Genomic DNA, 25157 nt, shown 5'->3' on the forward strand with positions numbered 1-25157 from the left:
CAGTTGCAGCAATATAAATAGCCGGTTTCAGGTTATTTACTCACCCGCGCAGCTCATTGGCGCGCCGGTAACGCCCTTCATAATCGAACATTTTCTCGCGCACCTGCCAGAACTGGCCTTTCATCCGCGCGACAACAAAATCCGGATGACGCAGTAAAACCTGCTGCGCCACGATATCGGCGGCGGAATTCCATTCCAGCGGCACGCCCGGTGCGCGCTGATGCGGACGCAGGAAATTATGCAAAAAAGCCATCCGCTGGGCGGGCGTTTGCAGGCGGAAACGCTCGGAAACGTCCGCGCCATCCTCATCGTAATAGGTGATTTTCAGCCATTCGCCTTTGTCGTCGCGCCCGTGTTCAAGGTTCATGCCGCCGCAGCGTAAGACCAGCGCATCTTTCAGGCGCAGCGCGGCTTTCAGCATATCGTCCGGGTCGACCAGAATTTCCTGACACTGATGACAGCGCCGCGCCGCAATATCGTTTTCCGCGCCGCAGTGCGGGCAGCTTTTGAAGCGGAAACGGAAATCACACTGCTCGCGGTTGCCGTCGTCATCTTCCAGCACGCCCTGACAGCGGCGGCCAAAATGTTCTATAACCGTGCCGTCTTCGGTGGTTTTGCCCCAGAAAATATTGGCGAAACCGCAGGCCGGGCAGAAAACCTGCACCGGTTTGTTGTCGCCCGCCGGTTTGTGACTGCCCACCTCCGGCGTAAACAGGTCATGCGGATTTCCGGCGTAATCGAGGATCAGGCAATCCGTTTTGCCCGGCGACAGACGCATCCCGCGCCCGACAATCTGCTGATAAAGGCTGACGGATTCGGTCGGGCGCAAAATGGCAATCAGATCCACATGCGGCGCATCAAAGCCGGTGGTCAGCACCGAGACGTTCACCAGGTAGCGCAGTTCCTGCTGCTTAAAGGCGGTGATCAGCCGGTCGCGTTCGACGGCGTGGGTTTGCGCACTGATCAGCGCCGCTTCGCCTTTGGGCAGCAAACCGAAAATTTCACCGGCGTGTTCCACCGTTGAGGCAAAAATCATCACACCTTTGCGGTCGCGCGCGAACTCAACAATCTGGCTAATGATGTGCGGTGTGATGCGTTTTTGCTGACGCAACTCATCGTTAAGATCCGCCTCGCTGAACAGCCCGTTGCTGTTGGCCTGCAACCGGCTGAAATCGTAGCTGACGACCGGCATATCGAGCCGTTCCGGCGGCACCAGAAAGCCGTTTTTAATCATGTAACGCAGTGGCAGTTCGTAAATACAATCGCGGAACAGGCTGTTGGAATCGCCGCGCACAATGCCCTGATGGTGATACTGATAAATCCAGCCTTTGCCCAGACGATAGGGCGTTGCCGTCAGCCCGAGCAGCCGCAGACGCGGGTTTTGCGCTTTAAGATGGCCGATAATTTGCTGGTACTGGCTATTATCGTCGTCGGAAATTCGGTGGCACTCGTCGACAATCAGCAGGGAAAACTCACCGCTGAATTCTGCCAGATTGGGCGCAACGGACTGCACGCTGCCGAACACCACTTTACCGCTGCTTTGTTTGAGATTCAGGCCCGCCGCGAAGATATCCGCTTCCAGCCCGTAAGAAAGATATTTGCTGTGATTCTGCGCGACCAGTTCTTTGACGTGCGCCAGAACCAGCACGCGCCCGCGCGCCACCCTTGCCAGCTCGGCAATCACCAGGCTTTTTCCGGCACCGGTAGGCAATACGATCACCGCCGGTTCATCGTGCTGGCGGAAATGACGCAGCGTAGCGTCAACGGCTTCCTGCTGATAGGGACGAAGGGTAAAAGCGGTCACGGGGAGAATCACCTCAGACTGACTTATTAAAAAAGTTTGTTATTAATGATCACTGTTAATAACTACAGTGGTGAAGTATGCCAAGAAATCCTCTTCATGGCGATCTGCAATCAAATCACCTGCCGTGAATGTTTAGCCTGCTTATTTTTCCTCTTCCTCCTAGGATGCGCCGCCAAGCACAGCTATACTCTTGCGCTCAATGCGGCAGTGAATCTGCCCCCTCGAAGTAATAATCACTCGTTGCAGCTATACGAACTGAAAGTATTACGAATCGAACAACCCTGAACCCTGTCAGTTGCCCTGTTGCAGCGGCGGGGTCTTGTGTTTTATCAGTAACGCGATCACTCAGATCGCCATGAAGGCAAGACTATCCAATGCGTCTGGACAAGTTTCTATCTCAGCAATTAGGTGTAAGCCGTGCGCTCGTTTTACGTGAGCTGCGCAACAAACGTGTCACCGTTGACGGCGAAATCGTCAAAACCGGCTCGATGAAAATCAGCGCTGAACAGCGCGTCGAGTTCGACGGCAATGTGCTGGATCTCATCACCGGCCCGCGTTATTTCATGCTTAACAAGCCGCAGGGTTACGTGTGTTCCACTGATGATCCGGATCATCCGACCGTTCTGTACTTCCTCGAAGAGCCGGTGGCGTACAAGCTTCATGCCGCAGGGCGTCTGGATATCGATACCACCGGTCTGGTGTTGATGACCGATGACGGCCAGTGGTCGCACCGCATCACTTCGCCGCGCCATCATTGCGAGAAAACCTATCTGGTTACGCTCGAAAATCCGCTGGCTGACGACACCGCCGCGCAGTTTGAAGCGGGCGTACAGCTGCACAATGAAGATTCCCTGACCAAACCGGCCAAACTCGAGCAAATCGAAGAGAATCTTGTGCGTCTGACCATCAGCGAAGGCCGTTACCATCAGGTGAAACGTATGTTTGCGGCAGTCGGTAACCGCGTGGTCGCGCTGCACCGTGAGCGGATCGGCGAAATCGTGATGGATGAAGATTTGGAACCGGGCCAGTACCGGCCTTTAACTGAGCAGGAAATTGCCAGCGTTGGCGTTCCTTCGCGATAGTTTTTTCTGTTAACTGGAGCAGCTGAAAGTGCAAGAAAAACCGGTATCCCACATCGGACTGATTTTCATCCTGGGATTGATATCGATGCTGATGCCTTTGGCTATCGATATGTATCTGCCAAGCATGCCCGTTATTGCGCAGGAATATGGTGTTCCGGCGGGCAGTGTGCAAATGACGCTCAGCGCGTACGTGCTGGGTTTTGCGATAGGGCAGCTGTTTTACGGACCGATGGCCGACAGCCTCGGGCGTAAGCCGGTTATCTTCTGGGGCGTGCTTATCTTTGCTGTGGCGGCCGGTGCCTGTGCGCTTGCGCAGTCTGTCGAACAGCTGGTGTGGATGCGTTTCTTGCACGGTTTAGCGGCGGCAGCGGCCAGTGTGGTCATCAACGCGCTGATGCGCGACATGTTCACCAAAGATGAATTCTCGCGAATGATGTCTTTTGTGGTGCTGGTGATGACCGTTGCGCCGCTGCTCGCACCGATGCTCGGCGGTCTGCTGATGGCGATTTTCAGCTGGCACGCGATTTTCTGGGCGATGGCGATTGCAGCGTTAATCGCCGCCACGCTGGTGGGCGTTTACATCAAGGAAACGCTGCCCAAAGAGCGGCGGCAAAAATTCCATCTGCGCACCACCGTTGGCAATTTCGTCTCCCTGTTCCGCCACAAGCGCGTATTGAGCTACATGCTGGCGAGTGGTTTCTCGTTCGCCGGAATGTTCTCTTTCCTCAGCGCCGGACCGTTTGTTTACATTGAACTCAATCACGTTTCACCGCAGCATTTCGGTTTCTACTTTGCGCTGAACATCGTGGCGCTGGTGATCCTGACGCTGATTAACAGCCGCAACGTGCGCCGTGCGGGCGCGGTGAAAATGTTCCGGTTCGGCCTGTTTGTTCAGCTGACGATGGGCATCTGGCTGCTGGTGGTGTGCGCGTTCGGGCTGCCGTTCTGGGCGATGGTGATTGGCGTGGCGGGCTATGTGGGCGTGATTGCGATGGTGACCTCCAACGCGATGGCGGTCATCATGGATGACTTCCCGCACATGGCGGGCACCGCGGCCTCTCTGGCCGGAACGATTCGTTTTGGCACCGGTGCGGCAATGGGTTCCGTGCTTTCGCTGTTTACCGCTAAAAGCGCCTGGCCGATGGTCGGTTCGATGGCGTTTTGCGTCATTGCTGCCACGTTGCTGTATCTCTACGCCAGCCGTCCGGCGAAAGTCACGGCGCATGCGCTGGCCGACTAAGGTTTTTCGTTTTGCTGCTGTGCATCACTCAGGTCGGAAATGACCTGAGTGACATCGTCAAGATGCCCAATCTGCACTTCACTGGTCCGGTTCAGTTTACTTTTATCAAGTAATAAAAGGCTCTGCGCCGCGCGCCGGAGCAGGGCGATTTTGTATTCCGCATTGCTGTCGTTGGAATCCCAGATAGCGCCAGCGGCGTCCACCGCCTCGCAGGAAAACAGAAACAGATCGATTTCCAGCGTTTTCAGCTGTGAGAACAGCGCCGGATTTACGTAACAGTCGTATTTGCGCACAAGCCGGCCGCCGGAGCTGATGAGCTGAATATTCTGGCGTTTGGACAGTTCCCGGCACACGCGGGCGCTGTTGGTAAACACGGTGATGCCGATATCCGGCAACTGCCGCGCCAGCGACCAGCAGGTCGAGCTGGCATCGAGCGCAATCACCATTCCTTCATCAATCCACGACAGCGCCTGCCGGGCAATGTCCGCTTTCCGGCTCTGATGGCTTTTTTGCCGGACGCGGAAAGAATCCCCGCTGTCCTGCGTTTCCCGTTTAACGATCTTCGCCCAGCCGTGTCGGCGGATCAGCTGGCCCTGCGTTTGTAATTCCTGCAAGTCGCGGCGGATGGTTTCCCTGCTGACCTGTAAATGGCTGGCCAGATTTTCCGTGCTCTGGCTGCCCGTTTCGCGGATCAGTTGCAGGATGGCCTGATGACGCACAGCTTTCATTTTTTATTTTTCTCCCGGCAATGACGGCAATCCCGATTGACCGTTTTTAACATTTTGCGCTGAAACGGACACGCCAATGCGTGGCGGTTTGCGCGAATCGTTCCCTGAATACGGGATAATCAGAAGCCAGTCACATTTTTACCGCCCGGTCACCGGTCAGCGCCGCCTGCGTTACAAAATAAAGTGACAGAAACCAACAATACGCAGACCAAAACCGACGGGGCAAACATGAAAAGAGAACAGCTGGCTGAACAAATTATAGAAACCTGCCTGCAAATGACGCGCATGGGGCTGAATCAGGGAACGTCCGGCAATGTCAGCGTGCGTTATGGCGACGGAATGCTGATTACGCCAACCGGGATCCCGTATGAGGAGCTGACGCCACGGCAGATTGTCGAGGTCAGCGAAGACGGCAGACACGATCCGGCCAAAACACCGTCCAGCGAATGGCGTTTCCATCAGGCCATTTTTCGCGCACGACCCGACGCACAGGCCGTTGTTCACAACCACGCGGTACATTGCACGGCGGTTTCCATTCTTAACCGGCCCATTCCGGCCATTCATTACATGATTGCGGCGACAGGCAGTACGGTGATCCCGTGCGCGCCGTACGCGATTTTCGGGTCGCAGGCGTTGTCTGATCATACAGAAGCGGCGATCAGACAATCCAAAGCGATTCTTCTGCAACACCACGGAATGATTGCCTGCGGCAGTAATTTGCAGAAAGCGCTCTGGCTGGCGCAGGAAGTTGAAGTGCTGGCGAGGCTTTATCTGATGCTGCTGCCGGTGACGCCGGAAGTACCGGTTCTGTCGGATGAAGCGATGGAAGCGGTACTGAATAAATTCCATCACTACGGAATTATTACGCGGGAAGAAGCCTGAAGGCTGAAATAAAAATGCCCGTCAGAATATGGCGGGCATCAGGGGATCCAAAAGTAATCAGTTCACGCCCTGCGCTTCCATTTGCTGGAGTTTGCGGGCTTTTTTGGCGCGGGCATATTCATCCGCCATGGCCTTGGCTTTTGCCCCCGGGATCAGCGCCATATCGCACTCTTTCGGCAACAGCGTAGTCACCAGCGCGGCAATCAGCAGGGATGCGACCAGTGCATAAATCGCCGTGCTCTGACCGTACAGACTGACTAACACGCCGACCAGATACGGACCGCAGAAACCGCCCAGATTCCCCAGACCGTTAATCACACCGCGTGCGCTGCCTGCCACTTCCGGCGTGGTGACTTTGCCCGGAATGGTCCAGAAGGCGCTGGTCGCGGCTTGCAGGAAGAACCCTGCACCGACCAGAAAACCGTAGGCCGCCATAATATTGTGACCAAACGCCACGGATGCGGCCAGACAGGCGGCGAAACCGCACAACGGCAGGGCGATAAACATGCGGCGTTTGCCGGTTTTATCGGACAGCACGGACATCGCCAGGATCCCCAGCATGGTGCCCACATAAGGGATAATCGCCAGCATGCCGACTGAACTCATGTCGCCGCCGGTGAGGTTTTTCAGGATAGTCGGCAGCCACAGCGTGTAGCCGTAAATCCCGGTCTGATAGAAGAAGTTAATGACAATCAGTTTGACGATAGATTTATTGCGAAAGACCTCTTTGAGCGGCGCGTTATTGACCGGTGCCAGCGCCCGCAGTGCTTCGCGTTCACGGTTTAATTCGGTGACCAGATAATCGCGTTCGCGCTCAGACAGCCATTTCGCTTCTTCCGGACGGTCGCTGATGGTGAACCACCAGAACAGCATCACCACGAAAGATAATGCCCCTTCGATGATGAACAACCAGCGCCAGTCGAGCGTATCCAGGATCAGGCCGGACAGCGGCGCGGTAATCATCCCGCCGAGCGGCGCGAACATCAGCACATACGCATTGGCCCGGCCACGTTCTTTATCCGGGAACCAGTTGCTGACCATCGTCAGCACCACCGGCAACATCCCGCCTTCCGCCACACCCAGCGCAAAACGCAGGAACAGCAGCTGATACTGGTTAGTGATAAAGCCGGTCAGAATGGAGATCACCGCCCATGCAATCAGCGAGCAGGCGATGAATTTACGGCCGCTGCCGTGTACCGCCAGGCTTCCGCCGGGCACCTGTAAAAACAGATACCCGATGAAGAAGATACCGGCAGCCAGACCGGCCATTGATGCGGTGATACCTAATTCGGCATCCATTCCGCCGGGCATGGCAAAACTAATATTGACCCTGTCCATGAAGGAAATAATACAGGCGATAAGTATTGGGGCTATTACACGTAACCAGCGGGCCTTAGGAATTTTATTATTCATCGTCTTTCCTCTGTGTGCTTGTATCCGGCGATGACCTAATAAAAGCATTTTGAGGAAAGTATTTCGTGACAGGTGTCACGTTGAATTATGTTAAGAAAAGGTGTTACCTGCAACGTGATCCTGCACCGTAGTTGGCATGCAGGATGACAGGAAGGAAATAGCAGAAAAGGGCACGTTAAATCGTGCCGCCGAGGGAAATCCGGTAGTGCAAATCGACACGCTCAATGGTCGGCAGTTTTTTGATTTTTTTGAGCAATATTTCGGCGACAACCTTGCCCATTTCAAAGCGCGGAGTAATAACGCTGGCCAGCAACGGCGTGGTCGCCAGCCCGATATCCAGCCCGTGAAAACCTGAAATCGCCATGTCCTGCGGGACGCGGATGCCCAGTTTCAGACATTCCTGTAACACGCCGACGGCAATATCGTCGTTGGTACACAAAATTGCATTGGTGTGCGGATACAGCTGGCGCGCCATGGATAACATTCCGGCGCCGATAGACACCGATGAAACCTTATTCGGGGTGATATGCACCGGCGTCAGCCCGCGTTCAGTCATTGCCCGGCTGTAGCCCTGATAGCGTTTCTGGTCACGCGCGTCTGACATCGAACCGAAATACACCGCATGCTCCTTGCCGCTGGCGAGCAGCGTATTCGCCATGTCATATCCGGCTTGCTGATTATCAAAACCTACCGCAATACGGCCATTCTGATCGTCGAGATCCATCACCTGAGCGACAGGAATTTCAGCCGCATTCAGATACTTATCGGCTTTGAGCGTATGCACGGAATCCGTGAGGATCAGCCCTGCCAGCTGATAACCGAGCAGATTGATAATGTGCTCTTCTTCGCGGTCCTTGCTGTAATCATAATTCACCACCAGCGTCTGGTAGCCCTGCGCGGACGTCACGGACTCAATACCGGCCAGCAAATCGGAGAAAATCTGATTGTTAAAAGAGGGCACCAGAATGCCGATGCGCGGCGCTTTGGCCGGTCCGCGGGCTTCTTCCAGCGGATAACCGACTTCTTCCATGACTTTGGTGATGCGTTCGCGGGTTTCAGGAGAGACTTTTTCCGGCGTGCGCAGAAAACGGCTGACCGTCATCTTGGTAACATCCGCCAGTTGGGCGATGTCCTGTAATGTCACGCGCTGGTTTCTCATGCGGGTTTCCCTGATTATTTCCCAAAATATACCCGATTATTGAAACAGAAAGCGCCGGAGATTGTTATCAAAATGATGATGATCACATCGGGAGTAACAGGGTTTTTTAACATCCTCCAAGGTGATCTGCATCACAGTTTGGCCGCCGGTAAACCGTTGTAGTGGGGCTAACTTTTCATAAGCAGCTTTTTAATAAGGCCAACGTCATGACAAATCTCTTCTCCCTGGATAATAAAAAGATTCTGGTCACCGGTTCTACGCGCGGTCTGGGTTTCCTGCTGGCGAAAGGGCTGGCGCAGCACGGGGCGGAAATTATCGTCAACGGCACGCAGCAGGAATCGACACAAAAGGCCGCTGAAGCGCTGCGTGCGGAAGGGTTTATCGCACACGCCGTGTCATTTGATGTCACGAACAGCCAGGCAGTGAATCAGGCGATAGACCATATCGAAAAGGCCATTGGCCCGATTGATGTGCTGGTGAATAACGCGGGGATCCAGCGTCGCCACAAATTTACCGATTTCCCGGAAAAAGACTGGGACGACGTGATTGCGGTGAATCAGAAGTCTGTTTTCCTGGTGTCGCAGGCAGTTGCGCGTTACATGATCCAGCGTGAGCGCGGCAAGATCATCAATATCGGTTCGATGCAAAGTGAGCTGGGCCGCGACACCATCACGCCGTACGCTGCCTCTAAAGGTGCGGTGAAAATGCTGACGCGCGGGATGTGCGTTGAACTGGCGCGCTACAATATTCAGGTGAACGGCATTGCGCCGGGCTATTTCAAAACCGACATGACGCAGCCGCTGGTCGATAACAAAGAGTTTTCCGAATGGCTGTGCAAACGCACGCCAGCCGCGCGCTGGGGCAACCCGGAAGAGCTGGTCGGCGGTGCGGTTTATCTGTCCTCCAGGGCGTCAGATTTCGTGAATGGTCATTTACTCTTTATCGATGGCGGCATGCTGGCCGCCGTTTAGTATAGGAAAATTATGAGCAAAATCGCACTGGTCACCGGCGGTGGCAGCGGTATCGGGCTGAGCGCCGCGAAATCGCTGGCGGGTATTGGGTTTACGGTCATTCTGGCGGGGCGCAATACGGAAAAACTGGCGCAGGCCGTGGCACAGTTTGCACCGGGACAAGCGGTGGCGCGTCAGCTGGATGTCACCAGCCCGCAGTCGGTCGCCGCGCTGTTTGCAGATATTCAGGAAACCTTCGGGCGGCTGGATTTATTGTTTAATAACGCCGGGAATAACGTGAAAGATGTGCCCATTGATGAGCTTGCGGTGGAAGACTGGCTTTCGGTGATCAACACCAATCTGACCGGCGCATTTTTGTGTACGCAGGCGGCGGTCAAACTGATGAAACAGCAGTCTCCGCAGGGTGGCCGCATTATCAATAACGGCTCTGTTTCGGCGCTGTCGCCGCGTCCGAATTCCGCGCCTTATACCGCCAGCAAACACGCCATTACCGGCCTGACCAAATCCACGGCACTTGATGGCCGCGCATTCAATATTGCGTGCGGACAGATTGACGTCGGCAACGCCGCAACGGATATGGGCAATAAAGCGCTGGCAGGCAGGATGCAGGCCGACGGGCATATTGCCGAAGAGCCGGTCATTGCGGTGGAGCGCGTCGGTGAAGCCGTGGCTTTTATGGCCGGATTGCCGCCGGGCACCAACGTTCTGACCATGACGGTGATGGCCAGCGCGATGCCGCTGGTCGGACGGGGGTAACGCTTTTCGCATTCAAAAAAAAACGGCCCGAATCGGGCCGTTTTGCATTTCATCTTTCGTGATTATGCTTTTCTGACTTTACGCTTTCTGCCGAGCCAGAAAATCAGCACCAGCAGAATGATCACGCCGATGATCATCGCCGGCGCCATGAAAGGTTGCAGTTTTGCCAGAAGTGTCACCGGGCCGCCTGCGCGTAATACCGCCACATCCTGCGCGCTGACCTGAACGCCTGCGTTGCCGTAGTTTTTCAACACATAGTTGGAGATATCCGCAATCTGCTGATCGTCGAGCTGACCGACATACGAACCCACGCCAAATTTTGGCATCAGAACATGATGGTCGCCCACCTGGCGATCGACGCCGTAAAGAATGGCGGAAATCAGGTTAGACGCATTTCCGAGGCCGGTCGCGGTGTTGTTAAACAGCGACGGATACGCCTGATTTTTGCTGCCTGAGCCGTCCGGCTGGTGGCAGCTGGCGCAATATCCGCTGAACAATGCCGCGCCGTTGTCGATGGTTTTATTCGCGTTAAACGGATGTGCGCCGCGCAGGCCGTCTTCCACATTCACCGGCTTACCGAAGGTGTCTGCCGCCTGTGTATCGCGCGGATCGCGAACCGGCGTGCTGTTTTTCAGGTAGTAGGCAATTGCGTTCAGATCGGTGTCAGACATGTATTGCAGACTGTTTTGCACCGCCTCCGCCATACCGCCCGCGGCCTGATTTTTCCCGGCGGTCCGGCCTGTTTTCAGGTATTCCACCAGCTGAGCCTGAGACCAGTTGCCAATGCCGCTGACCGGATCAGAACTGATGTTCGGCGCGTACCACGGTCCGACCATGCCGCCCGCCAGCGGTTTATCCGTCACCGAACCCATCATCAGATTACGCGGCGTATGGCACGTGTCGCAGTGTCCGGCACCGTTCACCAGATACGCACCCCGGTTCCATTGCTCACTTTTGGTCGGATCCGGCTTAAACGGCGTGCTGTCGAGATACATCAGATTCCAGACCGCCATCGCAATACGCATGTTAAACGGGAACGGCAGGGCAGTTTCAGTATTCGGCTGTTCGACCGGTTTCACACCTTGCTGGAAATAGACATACAGCGCGTGCATATCGGAATCACTCATATGGCTGTAAGAGGTGTACGGCATGGCCGGATACAGATTTGCACCGTCCGGACGCACACCTTCGCGCACAGCGCGGGTGAACTGTTCTTCGGTGTAATTCCCGATACCAAACTGCTTCGACGGCGTGATGTTGGTGGTGTAAATCGTGCCCATCGGCGAATGGATTTCATATCCGCCCGCGAACGGTTTTCCACCCTCAGGTGCCGTATGACAAGCCTGACAGTCTGCGGCCGTCGCAACTTCCTGGCCCTGGCGGACGAGTTCAGCCTCGTTGTCCTGTGCAACGGCAAAACCGCTCAGGGACGCAGTTAACAGGCAGGCGGTGAGAAGTTTTTTCATGCTGCACCTGCCAGTTTTTTCGACATGTCGTCTGCGGCTTTCAGCGCCAGCGCAGCCATGGTTAGCGTACTGTTCACCACGCTGGACGACGGGATTGCGCCGCCGCCCGGTAACCACAGGTTGGCATGATCGTGAGTCCGGCAATCGCCGTTCACCACGGAATCCTTCGGATCGTTGCCCATAATCGTGCCACCCATGATGTGGTTATTGGCGTTCAGGCTGGTGGTGATGTTGAATTCTTCCGCCATAAACAGCGAGCCGATGTGCTCAAGTTGTTTATGCGCCGCTTCCGCGCCTTTACGCACGTAATCGCCGACGTCGTAATGAATGTCCGGGCAGGGTAAACCGTGCGGATCTTTACGGGTTTTGCTCAGCGTCAGGCGGTTATCCGGATCCGGCAACGGCTCCAGGCTGATGGACAAGTCCACGCCGAAGATAGAACGGCGGCGGATTTCTTCGTCCAGCTCCTGACCCACCAGCCCCATCTGCAACGCTTTGGACGTTGCCGGGATCACGCGGCTGATGTTGTTGAGGATCATTTTGTTGGCGGAATAATCTTTGCGGAAATCACCGTCGCGCGGGCCGACCAGACAGCTGCTTTGCGCCGGGCCACGGCCAATCCACAGCGGTTCTTTAGCGATGAACGTACAGTGGAAACCGGAGTGGTCCATCATGTTACGGCCCACGTGATCAGAGGAGTTGGCGATGCCGTTCGGGTTTTTGTCGTTGGCTGCCATCAGCAGCAGGCGCGGAGTCTCGATGCCGTTACAAGCCAGCGCGAACACTTTGCCGGTCGCTTTGTGGGATTTTTTCTGATTATCCAGCCAGTGAACCGCCGTCACATTGTTGTTTTCGTCGGTATCAATCTTGTAAACCACGGCCTCGGCCAGCACCACGGCGCCTTTGTTTTCGGCGCGTTCGACGTGTGCGATACCGTTGTACATCGCGCCTATCGGGCAGATCGGCTGACAGTTATTATTGCCGCAACAGGTCGGGCGGCCATTCCACGGACGGGTGCTGCGTCCTTGCGGGATTGGCACCGAGCGGTAACCGTGCGGGTTCACAATCTCGGCAAAACGCGTATCGCCATAGCCGTAAGGAACCTGTTCCATCGGGTAAGGCTTGCTGCGTTCAGAAGGGGATTGCAGTTCAGGATCGTTCGGGCCTGCAACGCCGATTTCTTCTTCTGCGCGGCAGTAATAAGGTTCGAGCTCGTCATACGAAATCGGCCAGTCGCGGCCCACGCCGTACAGCGTTTTCATTTTGAAATCGTTCGGGACGTGACGCCAGCAGGACGCCGCCCAGTGCCAGGTCGTGCCGCCTACGGTGCGCAGATAGCCTTGTTTAAAGCTGCCCGCACTGGGTCCGGTCAGATGAACGTAGTTATTTTCCGGGAAATACAGCGGGGCCGGGGCATTTTCTGACTGCGGGTACAGTCCCTGGAAATCTGAACCTGCACGGTTTTCAAAAGGCATATTGCGCCAGTTTTCGACGGCCTGCGCACGTTCGATGCGTAAACCGGCTTCCAGCACCAGAACGGAATAACCTTCGCTGACCAGTTGATCGGCAATCATGCCGCCCACGACGCCGGAACCGACAACAATCACATCAGCAGACGCATCGCCGTCTGCGGTAAATACGGGTTTTTTCATCAGGCTTTGCTCACATCAGATTCAGAAATACGGGTAAAACGATCGGCGTTCATGGACTCAGGCATCGCGGCATCAGGCGGCGCGGCGGTGAAGTACAGCGGGCCGTTACCGCAGTAGGTCGGCACAATCAGGCCGTCGCTCACCGGGCGATACATCAGCGCATCTTTATACGAAATCAAAATGGAATCGGTTCCATGTCCGACCGTGCCGGTATACCAGGCTGTGACGATGCTCGTCACCAGTTCGCCCAGACCGTTCTGCTGCGCGGCTTTCTGCAAATCTTTCGCAGCCTGCCCCGGTTTAACCAGTGCATGCAGTTTGCTGACCTGAGCCGGGAAGTCAGGCTGAGAGCGGAAGAAGGCATTGAAAATCTGGGCTGAAGTTCCTTCACTGATATTTTTATGCTCGGTGATGGCCTGTGATACCAGATAGAACTGGCCGAAGATGACCGGCGACTGCGTGGCTGTTTCTTTCTCCGCCTGGCTCAGGAAGGGAAAGCCGAGAAGGGTTGTTGCGACCATCGCGGAGGTCAGCCCTTTCAGCAGTTCTCGACGACTGAAACCGGTTCCATTTTCGGTGTTATTGCTTGCCATGATTGAAGGATCGTTTTCCATCTCATTTCTCGCTGGGATTGGGTGTGAGCTAAATAACTCAGGATTTGCTTATCTGATTCTTATTATATGTCGCTAATGTCGAGACTTATCAGCAGGTTGATGATGCCCTGTGGTCTCTGCGATAGGGTATACCAGTAATAACGATGCGGATGATAAGCCAAAGAAGAAGAAATTGTGCAAACAAATTGTGCGGATTTATTAACATTAGATCCAGATTTTAACGTATGATGCGACGCCGTTAATTTTGTAACCAACTGGTTCATTTCAAAATGAAATTAACACCATCAAGAGCGGTGTGAAAAGTCAGGATTGATTTTAACTGGCTGATTTAATGCTTTTTATTGACGTTAATGAGAAGACTAATAACATTAATTTGTATATTAAATGTAAATAAAAATGCAATAATAAGTAGCGGCATTTGATTAAAATGGTTGTGAATCAAGACTAAAAAGGTTACAAATAAACCAAAATGAGATCTGCCTCTCAGATTCATGGGGAGCAGACATAAAAATAGCTGGGTCTGTGAACTTGCACTGGAATGACGTTAATTTAATGTTAATTATTTGAGCAAGAGGTGGGCAAAGCAAAGTCTGTCGGCTATAACTTAATCGGTGTAGTTGTAGCTATTTTGTAAAAATATCGTGTAGATGATTGGTTAACATCATTGTCTGGGGAACCACGTGAATAATATTCAACTTTCGGTAGTACATCGTTTGCCGCAAAGTTATCGCTGGTTGTCAGGTTTTGCCGGTATCAAAGTTGAACCGATTCCGCTGCCTGGTAACGATGAAGATAACAATCTGATCGGCCTGAAACTGCTCAGCCATGAGGGTGAATTCGCCTGGCAGGTGATGCATCAGTTAACTGATGCCTTAGAAGATATTCAGGTTAAAGCGGCGATTGTTGAAATCGACGGCGAACCGTGTTTATTCGTCCATCGTGAAGATGAAAGCGCGACCCTTTGCTGCCTGAAAAATATCGGCGCGGCGATCGCGGAATCTGTCACCGCACTTTATCCCTTCTGAACCGCCTGATAACAACGTCAGGCGGTTTGCTCCTGCGAATCGAACGCATCTGACGCACTCAGCAATTCACGGGTGTAAGCCTGCTGCGGCGCGGTAAAAATCTGCTCGCAATCTCCCTGTTCGACCACTTCCCCGTTCCTGAGCACCAAAAGCTGGTGACATAAAGACCGGACGACATGCAAATCATGGCTGATAAACAGATAAGTCAGGCCGTGGCGTTGCTGAAGTTCGCTCAGGATCGCCAGAATCTGCGCCTGTACCGATTTATCCAGAGACGATGTCGGTTCATCCAGAATCAGCATTTCAGGCTGTAAAATCAGGGCGCGGGCGATAGCAATACGCTGGCGCTGACCGCCGGAGAATTCAGTCGGATAACGGTGACGGCTCTGCGGATCCAGTCCGACTTCCTGCATCGCCCGTATCACTTCCTGTTCGCGCTCCTGCGCACTCACTTTCCGGTGAACCAGCAAACCTTCCGCAATAATCTGCTCCACGGTAAACCGCGGGTTCAGCGCTGAGAAAGGGTCCTGAAACACGACCTGTATCCGGCTGCGGAAGGGCAGCATTTGCTTGCGCGAAAATGTGTGCAGCGGCTGGCCGTCAAACCAGATTTCGCCCTGAGATTTCATCAGCCGTAAAAGCGCCAGCCCGGTCGTGCTCTTCCCTGAACCTGATTCACCCACTACGCCCAGACTTTCGCCGCGACGAAGCTGAAAGCTCACCTGATTAACGGCGTGTTTAACGCCGACGGTGCGGCGCAGCAGGCCGCGCCTGACAGGAAAGCCCACATCCAGGTTTTTCACGTCCAGCAAAACGGCAGGTTCACCTTTCAGCGGCTGCGGGCGCCCCTGCGGTTCGGCCTGTAAAAGGTGTTGCGTGTAAGGATGCTGAGGCTGGCTGAATAGCGTGGCGCGCGGCTGCTGCTCCACCAGACGCCCTTGTTGCATCACGGCAACGTTATCCGCCAGACGCCGCACGATGCGCAGGTTGTGGGTGATAAACAGCATCGCCATGCCCATTTCCTGCTTAAGGTCGTCGAGCAGGGACAAAATCTGGGCCTGAACGGACACGTCCAGCGCCGTTGTCGGTTCATCGGCAATCAGCAGTTTTGGCTTTGTCAGCACCGCCATGGCGATCATGACACGCTGGCGTTCGCCGCCTGAAAGCTGATGCGGGAAATCCCGCAGACGGGAAGCCGCCTGGCGGATACCCACACGATCAAGGCAGCTTAGGATTTCGCTCCGCGCCGCATCACCCCGCAGGCCACGATGCAGCGTAAGCACCTCGGTGAGTTGCTTTTCAAGTGTATGCAGCGGATTGAGTGAAACCATCGGTTCCTGAAAAATCATCGAAATCTGGTTGCCACGGATCTGTCGCAGGGTCGAGCCATCGGCTTTGAGCAGCGACCGGCCTTCAAAGAGAATATCCCCTTGCGGATAGACGGCGACAGAAGGCAGCAGGCGCAGCACGGACAGCGCGGTCACACTTTTGCCAGAACCGGATTCTCCCACCAGCGCCAGCGTTTCGCCCGCATGAATATTCAGGGAAACATCGCTGACCACTTCACGCTGCTGATTTCCCTGACGGAAAGCCACGCTCAGGTTGCGGATTTGCAGTAAAGAGTCCGTCATCTCAGAGCGCCTCGCCGTGATGTGCAGAAGGGTTGAAGGCGTCACGGACCGCTTCACCGATGAAAATCAGCAAGGACAACAGGGACGCCAGCACGACAAATGCGCTGATGCCCAGCCACGGTGCCTGCAAATTATTTTTGCCTTCCATCAGTAATGTGCCCAGCGAAGGCGAACCCAGCGGTAATCCGAAACCGAGGAAATCCAGCGACGTCAGCGTGGTGATGGAACCGCAAAGAATAAACGGCAGATATGTCAGCGTGGCGACCATTGCATTGGGCAGCATATGACGCCACATGATGGCCCGGTCGCTGACGCCCATCGCCTGCGCGGCGCGGATGTAATCAAAATTACGGGTGCGCAGGAATTCGGCGCGCACGACGCTCACCAGCGTCATCCAGCCCGAAAGCACGGTAATCAGCAACAGCCACCAGAAGTTGGGCTGCACCACGCTGGCCAGAATAATGATCAGGAACAGCGTCGGAATGCTGGACCACACTTCGATAAAACGCTGCCCGAGCAGGTCGATAAGTCCGCCGTAATAACCCTGCGTGGCACCGGCAATAATGCCGATCACCGAGGTCAGGACGGTGAGGAAAATGCCGAAGAACAGCGAAATCCGTAAGCCATACAGGATCTGCGCCAGCACGTCGTGCCCGTTGCTGTCGGTGCCCAGCCAGTTTTTCGCCGAAGGCGGGGAAGGGAAGGGCTGCGTGGTCGAGAAATTAATCGAGTTATAACTGCTGCGCACCGGTGCCCAGATGGCCCAGCCGTGATCTTCAAGCTGTTTGAGCACAAACGGATCCTGATAATCCGCCGGCGTTTCCAGCTCACCGCCAAACGTGGTTTCACTGTAATTCACCATAAAAGGCACATACCAGTGCCCCTGATAACGCGCCAGCAGCGGCTTGTCGTTGGCGAGAACGTTGGACAGCAGCACCAGAACCAGCAAAACCATAAAGATCCACAGGGACCAGAATCCTCGCCGGTTTTGGCAAAAACGTGCCCAGCGCGTCTGAGTGACTGTGCTGAGTTTGAAGAGTCTCACGGTCATCAGTGACGGCCCTCGAAGTCGATACGCGGATCAACCAGCGTGTAAGTGATGTCGCTGACGATATTAAGCAGTAATCCAATCAGCGTGAAAACGTAAAGCGTGCCAAAAATCACCGGGAAGTCGCGCTGGACGATGGCGTCATAGCCCAGCAATCCTAAGCCTTGCAGGGAAAACATGACTTCAATCAGCAGGGAACCGGTGAAAAACATGCTGATGAATGTGGCCGGAAAACCGGCAATCACCAGCAGCATGGCGTTGCGAAAGACATGGCGGTACAAGATTTGCTTTTCGTTCAGCCCTTTCGCCCGCGCGGTCACGACGTATTGTTTGCTCACTTCATCCATAAAGGAGTTCTTGGTCAGCATGGTCAGCGTCGCGAACCCGCCAATGACCGTCGCCAGCACCGGTAATGTGACATGCCAGAGATAGTCGGTGATTTTACCGTACCACGGCAGCGTGTCGAAATTAGGCGACGTCAGGCCGCGCAGCGGGAACCAGTCGAGATAACTGCCGCCGGTAAACAGAACAATCAGCAGGATGGCAAACAAAAACGAAGGCACGGCGTAGCCGATGATAATAAAGGAGCTGCTCCAGGTATCAAACCGTGAACCGTTGCGCACTGCTTTGCGGATCCCAAGCGGGATCGACACCAGATAAATAATCAGCGTGCTCCACAAACCAATACTGACAGACACCGGCAACGCGCTTTTCACCAGCCCCATGACGGTTGAACCGCGAAACAGGCTGTCGCCAAAATCAAAGCGCACATAGCTGGAGAGCATTTCGAAATAGCGGACGTGCAGTGGTTTATCAAACCCAAAGCGATGGGTAATTTCTGCGATAACTTCAGGGTCCAGCCCGCGTGCACCGCGATACTGGCCTTCGCCAAACTGGGCCACGCCGGGTGACGCTTTTCCGTTACCGCTGTTACCGGCAGAATTCGGCAGCCCGCTGGATTGTCCCATTTCTATCGCCGCTATGGCCTGATCTACCGGGCCGCCGGGCGCAATCTGCACGATAAAAAAGTTGATTGTAATGATGGCCCAAAGCGTTGGGATCACCAGAAGCAGTCGTCTTAAGAGATAAGCGGCCACATTGTGCTCCTCAACGGCGTTGTGCAGGCAGACGCGCTGCACGGTTCATGTCATACCACCACGTATCCAGCTCCAGACCGTTGGCCGGAGCGATCGCAGGCATCGAGAATTTATCCCAATAGGCATAGCGTTCGTGATGGGTATACCACATCGGGATCATATACATATTCCAGGTCAGCACCCGGTCCAAAGCATGGCCGAGCGACAGCAGCGCGTCCGGTTTACCCTGGTTAGCGGCAATCTCATCGGTGAGTTTGTCGATGGCCGGATCGCTGACCCCCGGTTTGTTGTAGGTGGAATCCAGATATTTGGTGTTCCAGTAAATCTGTAAATCGCTGCTCGGGTAAGACATCGCCGGATAAACCGTCGGGATCATGTCGTAATCGCGCTGGCGCATGCGGCGGACAAACTGAGAATTGTCGACTTCACGAATCGACATTTTGATGCCCAGACGCTGCAAATTATGCTGGAACGGCAGGACATACTGCGAGTTACCGCCGCCGGGCAGCAGGAGTTCAAAGGTAAACGGCTTGCCGGTTTTGCTGTTGACCAGCACCTGATTTCTGACTTCCCAGCCGGCTTCTTTCAGCAGCCCCGTCGCCTTCAGCAGATTTGCCCGGTCATTACCGGTGCCGTCAGTGCGCGGCGGCTTATATAGCGTGCTGAACACTTCAGCCGGAATCTGATTCTTGAGCGGCCCGAGCCACGCAAGTTCTGCTACATTCGGGTAATCTTTCGCGGCGTACTCCGTATTCTGGAAATAACTGTCAACGCGCTGATAGGCATCGAAGTAAAGTGCCCGGTTCATCCAGTCGAAATCAAAGGCCAGCGTCAGGGCTTCGCGCACCTTGCGGTCGGCAAACTGAGGGCGGTGAATGTTGAACGCCAGCCAGCGCGTATCCTGCGCCGCCTGATTTTCCTCATCGGCCTTCACGATAAAGTTTTTGCTGAAATTACCGCCCTGATATTGCGTAGACCAGTTCTTTGGTGAGGTTTCCATACGGAAATCAAATGCACCGGATTTGAAAGCTTCAAGGGCGACGTTATCGTCAAGATAGTAGTCGTAGCGGATCGTATCGAAATTATAACGACCCCGGTTAACCGGAAGATTGGCGGCCCAGTAATCCGGCACGCGCGAGTAAGTGATGTACTGGCCAAGCTTGTAATCACTAATGCGATATGGGCCACTGCCCAGCGGTGGCGTGCTCAGCGGCTCATTGAATTTATGTTTTTCCCAGAATGCTTTGGGCAGGATCGGCAGGCCGAGCAGCCCCAGCATCATGTCTTTGTCAGCCTTCGGCAGCACTATGCGTACCGTCAGCCGCGATATGGCTTTGACTTCCACACCCTTGTAAACCACGCGGAACTGCGGAACGCCTTCCGTCATGAATTTTTTGAACGTGAATTCGACGTCGCTGGCGGTGATCGGCGTGTTGTCATTGAAACGGGCGCGGGGATTGATATCCACTTCGACCCAGCGGTACTGGCTGTCGTAACGGGCAGAATCGGCAATCAGCGGATAGTAGCTGCCGATTTCATCACTTGATGTCGTGAAAAGCGGGTCATACAGTGAACCGCTGCGCACCGCCGGATTACCGCGGGAAGCGAAACGGTTGAAATTGTCATAAGTGCCGATGGCAGCCAGCGTGATCTGCCCTCCCTTCGGCGCGGCGGGATTGACGTAGTCAAAACTAGTGAAGTTTGAGACATATTTCGGTTCGCCTAAAATTGCGAACGCGTAGCTGTCTTGTATGACCTCGGCCTGTGCGCTGAGACTCAGCAGGCACAGCGCAACGGCAAACACGCGAGAAAACATCCTGGATCTGCACTCCTGTGATGACGACAGCATGGCGCGGACATGATCGCCGCAGGCTATTGTTCAGTGGTAATCAATTGATCGCTAAGACCTTGTAACACACCAGCCTCAGGTTTCATCCCTGATTTCGGCCTTTTTATCACACTCATGGGCAGACGGCGAAGAGAAAAATGGAACAAAAAGTACAGTGCTGATACAGATTAAATCTGGTAAGTCGCTTCTTTCTCATTGAAATCGCGGATGAAATTCATCAGTTCACCGACGCCCAGCGGTTTGCTGTACAGATATCCCTGAAGATAGGTGACGCCGTGATTGCGCAGATATTGCGACTGCAACTCGGTTTCAACGCCTTCTGCCACGGTCTTGAGTTTCAGCTCTTCGGTGAGCTTGAGGACGGTATCCAGCACTGGCGCAATCAGCGTTTTCTGGTCAATGGACATCACGAATCCGCGATCAATTTTCAGGTAATCAAGCGTGAACTTTTCCAGATAAATCAGGGCGCTGTGCCCGGTGCCGAAATCATCAATGGCAATCTCAATGTTGTGGTGGCGCAGCCAGTTGAATTCCCGCAGTGCGCCTTCGGTATCGATCATTCCCCGTTCGGTAATTTCAAAAATCACCTGAAAGGCGTTTTCCGGTAATGCCTCGATGAAATTCAGCACGTCGTCATGGAAGCTGACCCTGCTCATGTGGTGCGGGGAAATATTAATGCTGAGTTTAGATTTTTCAGGTAAAGCGTGTTGCAGCTGGTGTGCGTCGGCGGCGACCATCGACATCATATGCTGGGTCAGTTCGACAATCAGACCCTGCGTTTCGGCGTAACCGATAAAGATATCCGGCGGAATGCGCCCTTCAATCGGATGCTGCCAGCGCAACAGGGCTTCCAGGCCGGTAACTTTCAAACTTCTGGATTCAATGACCGGCTGGTATTCCACGAAGAATTCTTTGTTTTTAAGGCCGCGGAGAATTTCACGTTCGACGTTGTGCCGGTTGAGCAGGCTGAAATAGATCAGCGCGCACACCAGCAGGCTGAGCAGCAATCCGCCGAGCAGGGTGAAACGAATGTTGTCGCCGGTCAGGGAAGGGGAGTAAAGGCGCAGCGTGAACGGGAGATCGCCGGGGTTCACTTCAGTGAAATGGCTTTGAGGCAGCTTACTGACCGGAACCAGCCCTTCCTCGGAAGAGATCAGCGCGCTGTCGCCGATAAGCAGTGCAAAACCGCGATAACCTGTGCCGGGCAACGCAAAAAGCATATAAGGCGAGAGAGTCAGTTCCAGCGTGGCAATCACGCCATCGTTCGATATGCCGGGATTACGCTGCCAGACAATGATCACTGGCCGATTGGGCACTGCCGGGGTGCCCATTTGCAGGTCGATGCTCATCATTTTATCGAAATCAATATCGTGAAGTGAATGTGTGGCCGAAATGTTCTGGTTACCGGAAGCAGAAGAACAGAAAACCATGCCGTTGCGCACCAGCTGGAAATCGCGGACAGCAATGCTGAATGCGGCCTCGCGGTTAATTTCACTGGCAACGGAAGGGCAGGATTCCGACGTCAGCAGACCAATCCTGCGCATTGTGTCGGTGAGCTGATGAAAATAGCGGGAACTGAATTCTGAGGTTCTTTCGGCAATCTGCCCCTGCTCGCGGGCATTGTTGGCTTTGATCACGGTCAGCGTGACGATAATAAACAGAATAAAGAACAACACTGAAAAAAGGAGGCTTCGTATCAAATAACGGCGCTTGGGCAATACGGTGTGTGTCAGCGCCGTTCGTAAACCCATGTGTTTTGCCCTTTTTCTCGCCAAAGAAATAAAAGTATAACGTAGTTAAAAAACACCAGACCCTTAATACACTTTATTACAGGCATAAAAAAACGCCATCCGGAGATGACGTTTTTTTATTCGCTTGGTATGGGACAACAAGAATTAAATCATGGGGTAACGGAATCAGCCGTTAGCCAGAACTCTTCTTGCTTCGCGGTACCGTTTATTCCAGTAAGTCTCGTTCAAATTCGAAATCATCACACCTGCGCTGGTGGAAGCATGAACGAACTGATCATTACCTAAATAAATTCCGACGTGGCGCCCTGTTGAGCCCGCACCGAACAATACCAGATCACCCGGGCGTAGTTTAGAACGCTGGATTTTCTTACCTTTTTCTTCCTGTTCATACGTCGAACGTGGAAGGTCCATACCAAATTGTTCGCGGAATGTTACCTGGACGAACGCTGAGCAATCGATACCACGCTTGCTGTCACCGCCTAACCGATAACGAACGCCTTTCCAGCCAGCGTACTGATCCATAATTTTGGATTTAACGTTGACGTTACGAACCATTGCTTCGAATTCATCCTGAGAGGCTTGCAGTAGAAGACCGTCTTTGTCATTTACTGCACGCATATCAGTTTGTGCGTTTTCTGTGTTCGAAGAATGTGTACCACTACACGCAGAAAGAATAATTGCTGCGCCAATCGCGGGAATCAGCCGCGTGATATATCTCAGAAACGGTTGAGACTTGACCATTATTGTTGTTATCCCTTGCTGTCCTTAACGATGAAATCGTTATTAAAATTACCAAACCAAGCGAGACTACCTGCCGCGATCAGATGGGACAAACACCTAACGGGCAAAATGTGCGTCAGAGCACGTTTTTTCCTTCAAACCGGGTGTTTTTGCCACATTTCTGTTCAAGCGTTTTGGAGATTACCGTAATGAATAAGGGATTGCGAGAGGTTTTACGGGATTTTTTATAAGAAATTGTGATGTAAGCTGATGTAAGTAAAGATGTTAAAAACGATGGGTGATTTTTATACTAATTTGGGTTAAATCCGCATCACAAGCGGGTTTTCAAGCCATAATTTAGCAAAGTATATCTGGGAATTGTCTGGAAAAAAGATCATGCAGAACAAAACGTTCTGCATGATCATAATTAAATTATATGTATGGAAAAATCAGGCTGGCGTATTAGGACTTTTTTTACCGGGGAGTTTTCTCTCCAGCCAGTTAATCAGCAAATCACTGGCGGGCGTCATCAGCCACCAGCTTGCCCCGACCAGCACCACAGACAGTGAACCTACCGCGATATCCGTAAACCAGTGCGCCCCGATCATCACGCGCGGCAGCGAGAAGATGGCGGTGATCACCAGTGCAATCACAAATGCCGTCTTACTCAGATAGCGCAACATGAAGCAGGAGAAAATAATCAGCATCATGCCGTGGTCGCCCGGGAAGCTGTCTGCGGACGAATCTTTGGTCGGGATCCCGGTCAGCTGGCTGACGCGATTAACGCCCTCAAAACTCAGCGACGGGCTCTTATGGCTGACCGGCAGCAAATGCCCGAGCTGATTGAGTACCACGGCGGTGAGCAGCATCACAAAACCAATAATGACGTAACGGCGGCGGCCGGCGGTGTCTTGTTTCAGGAAGTAGCTCAGATAAAGCACCCCCATTGCCAGCAGGGAAATCACGTCGAAAGCCCGGTTATTGGTCACCGCGACCAGATGCAGGAACCAGGCGTCCGTCGTCAGGTGACGGTTAAAGAAGAAGAAAATCGATTTATCAATCGGGAACCAGAAACCATGGTTTGCAGGTAAATAGAAAGATAAGAAAAGAGCAACGCCTAATACGTTGAGTATCAGGATTGCTGGAATATTTCGGCGCCACATAGCAGGAAGCCCTATTGTTAGCAGGATAAGTATTAATTTAGTCAGCGTTAACTTAATCGGTTGAACTTAAACGAACCTTCAACAAAGTGGATTGTAATGTGTTCCATTGTGCTTTATCGCGAGTAATCAGCTCAATTCTGCTGTCTGAGGGCGCCATTGGTTTGGTTTCAATTCTCAGGTCATTACCCTGACGATTTACCAGCAACGTCCCCTCTTTAATACGCAGAATGCCTTTCACACGGTCAACCGGTGCCTGACGCGCCCAGTCGAGAATACCCGCGGTATCAAAGACGGTTTCAGCATCAAAAATCCACCCGCAGCTGGTGTAACCGTCGGCTTCGTTCAACGCACGACGCCAGCGCTGTGTTTCCGGCAGGCTCAGTGCGGCCAGCCCGCGCACCGGGGCGTGCGCATGATGATGTTTACCCGCGGGTAATTCGGCCTGATTCAGACGCGGTAAATCGAGCAGCGCCGGGTCAATCTCACCCTGAACGGCAGTCACCAGCTGACGTCCGCCGCCGTTCAGGCTAAACCATGCATCCAGCGCCTGATTATCCTGCGCCTGCGCCACATCGGATTTATTGGCAATAATGACGTCTGCTGAAGCGAGCTGATCGCGGAAGTTTTCATTACCGATGACGCGCTGATCGCTTAACTGGCGGGGATCAATCAGGCATAACGTCGCGTTGAGCGTCAGCCAGTTTTTGTAAACCTCAGACGTTAATAAAGAAAGGATCTGCTTCGGATGGCCCAGCCCGGTAGGTTCAATCAGCAGACGATCAGGTTTTGCCTGTTGCAATAACATATTGAGACCCACCTGCATCGGCAGGCCGTTCACGCAACACATGCATCCGCCGGGAATTTCTTTGAGCACTGCGCCGCTGTCCGCCAGCAATGCCCCGTCAATCCCGACTTCCCCAAATTCATTTACCAATACAGCCCATTTTTCTCCCTCAGGCTTCTGAGCCAGCAGATGGCGCAGCGTCGTCGTTTTGCCGCTGCCCAGAAAGCCGGTGATCAGGTTGGTTTTGGTCATTTTCATGCATCCTTTAAATAAATTTACACGCCAATGTGCAATGACGACTTAAGAAAATCCAGCGTTGTGC

General features: G+C 53.7%; 21 protein-coding genes. 6 read left to right on the plus strand and 15 right to left on the minus strand.

The window, feature by feature from the left end:
• Positions 1–40: 40 nt before the first annotated feature.
• On the minus strand, positions 41–1804 hold the full coding sequence (locus tag J1782_RS14350; RefSeq protein WP_217153372.1) for a DEAD/DEAH box helicase: 1764 nt from the start codon (positions 1802–1804) through the stop codon (positions 41–43).
• 374 nt (positions 1805–2178) lie between these two features.
• Between J1782_RS14350 and rsuA the strand changes: the two genes are divergently transcribed.
• Both rsuA and J1782_RS14360 read left to right on the plus strand, forming a co-directional pair.
• Positions 2179–2886, plus strand: a complete 708-nt coding sequence (rsuA, locus tag J1782_RS14355) for a 16S rRNA pseudouridine(516) synthase RsuA (RefSeq protein ID WP_152324331.1) — start codon at positions 2179–2181, stop codon at positions 2884–2886.
• 28 nt (positions 2887–2914) lie between these two features.
• Positions 2915–4126: a Bcr/CflA family multidrug efflux MFS transporter gene (locus J1782_RS14360; protein WP_208950915.1), complete on the plus strand. Its 1212-nt coding sequence runs from the start codon at positions 2915–2917 to the stop codon at positions 4124–4126.
• On the opposite strand, the gene fucR is transcribed toward J1782_RS14360, so the two are convergent.
• Positions 4123–4854 carry an L-fucose operon activator gene (gene fucR / locus J1782_RS14365; RefSeq protein ID WP_217153373.1) on the minus strand — a complete coding sequence of 244 codons (732 nt, stop codon included), beginning with the start codon at positions 4852–4854 and terminating at the stop codon, positions 4123–4125. The genes J1782_RS14360 and fucR overlap by 4 nt on opposite strands.
• Before the next feature lie 228 nt (positions 4855–5082).
• Here fucR and J1782_RS14370 point away from each other — a divergent pair, with 228 nt between their 5' ends.
• Positions 5083–5736, plus strand: a complete 654-nt coding sequence (locus J1782_RS14370) for an L-fuculose-phosphate aldolase (RefSeq protein ID WP_217153374.1) — start codon at positions 5083–5085, stop codon at positions 5734–5736.
• A gap of 57 nt (positions 5737–5793) precedes the next feature.
• On the opposite strand, the gene J1782_RS14375 is transcribed toward J1782_RS14370, so the two are convergent.
• On the minus strand, positions 5794–7149 hold the full coding sequence (locus J1782_RS14375; RefSeq protein WP_165058233.1) for an MFS transporter: 1356 nt from the start codon (positions 7147–7149) through the stop codon (positions 5794–5796).
• A gap of 175 nt (positions 7150–7324) precedes the next feature.
• On the minus strand, positions 7325–8308 hold the full coding sequence (locus J1782_RS14380; protein ID WP_165058231.1) for a LacI family DNA-binding transcriptional regulator: 984 nt from the start codon (positions 8306–8308) through the stop codon (positions 7325–7327).
• A 206-nt stretch (positions 8309–8514) separates the two neighbouring features.
• Here J1782_RS14380 and idnO point away from each other — a divergent pair, with 206 nt between their 5' ends.
• Both idnO and J1782_RS14390 read left to right on the plus strand, forming a co-directional pair.
• On the plus strand, positions 8515–9279 hold the full coding sequence (gene idnO / locus J1782_RS14385) for a gluconate 5-dehydrogenase (protein WP_217153375.1): 765 nt from the start codon (positions 8515–8517) through the stop codon (positions 9277–9279).
• 12 nt (positions 9280–9291) lie between these two features.
• A complete protein-coding gene (locus J1782_RS14390; protein WP_152324324.1) occupies positions 9292–10035 on the plus strand; it encodes an SDR family oxidoreductase in 744 nt (247 codons plus the stop codon).
• 62 nt (positions 10036–10097) lie between these two features.
• On the opposite strand, the gene J1782_RS14395 is transcribed toward J1782_RS14390, so the two are convergent.
• Genes J1782_RS14395 through J1782_RS14405 form a run of 3 tightly spaced genes read right to left on the minus strand, consistent with a single transcriptional unit; the run spans position 10098 to position 13767 of the window.
• On the minus strand, positions 10098–11501 hold the full coding sequence (locus J1782_RS14395) for a cytochrome c (protein WP_217153376.1): 1404 nt from the start codon (positions 11499–11501) through the stop codon (positions 10098–10100).
• Positions 11498–13153, minus strand: coding sequence for a GMC family oxidoreductase (locus J1782_RS14400; RefSeq protein ID WP_152324322.1), 1656 nt, complete (start codon positions 13151–13153; stop codon positions 11498–11500). The genes J1782_RS14395 and J1782_RS14400 overlap by 4 nt, the downstream gene beginning before the upstream one ends.
• On the minus strand, positions 13153–13767 hold the full coding sequence (locus J1782_RS14405; RefSeq protein ID WP_152324321.1) for a sorbitol dehydrogenase family protein: 615 nt from the start codon (positions 13765–13767) through the stop codon (positions 13153–13155). Before J1782_RS14405 ends, J1782_RS14400 begins: the two co-directional genes overlap by 1 nt.
• 680 nt (positions 13768–14447) lie before the next feature.
• Between J1782_RS14405 and J1782_RS14410 the strand changes: the two genes are divergently transcribed.
• The gene (locus J1782_RS14410; protein ID WP_015689537.1) at positions 14448–14792 is read left to right on the plus strand and encodes a YejG family protein; all 345 of its coding nucleotides are present in this window, start codon (positions 14448–14450) and stop codon (positions 14790–14792) included.
• Positions 14793–14809: 17 nt separating this feature from the next.
• On the opposite strand, the gene yejF is transcribed toward J1782_RS14410, so the two are convergent.
• The 8 genes from yejF to J1782_RS14450 form a co-directional block, all read right to left on the minus strand.
• Positions 14810–16423 carry a microcin C ABC transporter ATP-binding protein YejF gene (gene yejF, locus J1782_RS14415; RefSeq protein ID WP_152324320.1) on the minus strand — a complete coding sequence of 538 codons (1614 nt, stop codon included), beginning with the start codon at positions 16421–16423 and terminating at the stop codon, positions 14810–14812.
• Position 16424: 1 nt separating this feature from the next.
• Positions 16425–17474: an ABC transporter permease gene (locus tag J1782_RS14420; protein WP_217153377.1), complete on the minus strand. Its 1050-nt coding sequence runs from the start codon at positions 17472–17474 to the stop codon at positions 16425–16427.
• A complete protein-coding gene (gene yejB / locus J1782_RS14425) occupies positions 17474–18568 on the minus strand; it encodes a microcin C ABC transporter permease YejB (RefSeq protein ID WP_165058222.1) in 1095 nt (364 codons plus the stop codon). The genes J1782_RS14420 and yejB overlap by 1 nt, the downstream gene beginning before the upstream one ends.
• Before the next feature lie 10 nt (positions 18569–18578).
• Positions 18579–20384, minus strand: a complete 1806-nt coding sequence (locus J1782_RS14430; protein ID WP_217153378.1) for an extracellular solute-binding protein — start codon at positions 20382–20384, stop codon at positions 18579–18581.
• Between the two features lie 200 nt (positions 20385–20584).
• Positions 20585–22168: a cyclic di-GMP phosphodiesterase gene (locus J1782_RS14435; protein WP_244370486.1), complete on the minus strand. Its 1584-nt coding sequence runs from the start codon at positions 22166–22168 to the stop codon at positions 20585–20587.
• Between the two features lie 165 nt (positions 22169–22333).
• Positions 22334–22909: a bifunctional murein DD-endopeptidase/murein LD-carboxypeptidase gene (mepS, locus tag J1782_RS14440; protein ID WP_152324316.1), complete on the minus strand. Its 576-nt coding sequence runs from the start codon at positions 22907–22909 to the stop codon at positions 22334–22336.
• A gap of 428 nt (positions 22910–23337) precedes the next feature.
• Positions 23338–24051, minus strand: coding sequence for a phosphatase PAP2 family protein (locus J1782_RS14445; protein WP_165058219.1), 714 nt, complete (start codon positions 24049–24051; stop codon positions 23338–23340).
• A gap of 52 nt (positions 24052–24103) precedes the next feature.
• Positions 24104–25087, minus strand: a complete 984-nt coding sequence (locus tag J1782_RS14450) for a GTP-binding protein (protein ID WP_217153379.1) — start codon at positions 25085–25087, stop codon at positions 24104–24106.
• Positions 25088–25157 lie beyond the last annotated feature (70 nt).

It is taken from the genome of Rahnella sp. BCC 1045, from assembly GCF_019049615.1.
Lineage (GTDB): Bacteria > Pseudomonadota > Gammaproteobacteria > Enterobacterales > Enterobacteriaceae > Rahnella > Rahnella contaminans.

Excerpts from the sequence above, each read along its gene's own strand:
- rsuA (WP_152324331.1), top strand. The coding sequence starts at position 2,179 with ATGCGTCTGGACAAGTTTCTATCTCAGCAATTAGGTGTAAGCCGTGCG.
- fucR (WP_217153373.1), bottom strand. The coding sequence starts at position 4,854 with ATGAAAGCTGTGCGTCATCAGGCCATCCTGCAACTGATCCGCGAAACG.
- J1782_RS14370 (WP_217153374.1), top strand. The coding sequence starts at position 5,083 with ATGAAAAGAGAACAGCTGGCTGAACAAATTATAGAAACCTGCCTGCAA.
- J1782_RS14375 (WP_165058233.1), bottom strand. The coding sequence starts at position 7,149 with ATGAATAATAAAATTCCTAAGGCCCGCTGGTTACGTGTAATAGCCCCA.
- J1782_RS14380 (WP_165058231.1), bottom strand. The coding sequence starts at position 8,308 with ATGAGAAACCAGCGCGTGACATTACAGGACATCGCCCAACTGGCGGAT.
- idnO (WP_217153375.1), top strand. The coding sequence starts at position 8,515 with ATGACAAATCTCTTCTCCCTGGATAATAAAAAGATTCTGGTCACCGGT.
- J1782_RS14390 (WP_152324324.1), top strand. The coding sequence starts at position 9,292 with ATGAGCAAAATCGCACTGGTCACCGGCGGTGGCAGCGGTATCGGGCTG.
- J1782_RS14395 (WP_217153376.1), bottom strand. The coding sequence starts at position 11,501 with ATGAAAAAACTTCTCACCGCCTGCCTGTTAACTGCGTCCCTGAGCGGT.
- J1782_RS14400 (WP_152324322.1), bottom strand. The coding sequence starts at position 13,153 with ATGAAAAAACCCGTATTTACCGCAGACGGCGATGCGTCTGCTGATGTG.
- J1782_RS14405 (WP_152324321.1), bottom strand. The coding sequence starts at position 13,767 with ATGGAAAACGATCCTTCAATCATGGCAAGCAATAACACCGAAAATGGA.
- yejF (WP_152324320.1), bottom strand. The coding sequence starts at position 16,423 with ATGACGGACTCTTTACTGCAAATCCGCAACCTGAGCGTGGCTTTCCGT.
- J1782_RS14420 (WP_217153377.1), bottom strand. The coding sequence starts at position 17,474 with ATGACCGTGAGACTCTTCAAACTCAGCACAGTCACTCAGACGCGCTGG.
- J1782_RS14430 (WP_217153378.1), bottom strand. The coding sequence starts at position 20,384 with ATGTTTTCTCGCGTGTTTGCCGTTGCGCTGTGCCTGCTGAGTCTCAGC.
- J1782_RS14435 (WP_244370486.1), bottom strand. The coding sequence starts at position 22,168 with ATGGGTTTACGAACGGCGCTGACACACACCGTATTGCCCAAGCGCCGT.
- mepS (WP_152324316.1), bottom strand. The coding sequence starts at position 22,909 with ATGGTCAAGTCTCAACCGTTTCTGAGATATATCACGCGGCTGATTCCC.
- J1782_RS14445 (WP_165058219.1), bottom strand. The coding sequence starts at position 24,051 with ATGTGGCGCCGAAATATTCCAGCAATCCTGATACTCAACGTATTAGGC.
- J1782_RS14450 (WP_217153379.1), bottom strand. The coding sequence starts at position 25,087 with ATGACCAAAACCAACCTGATCACCGGCTTTCTGGGCAGCGGCAAAACG.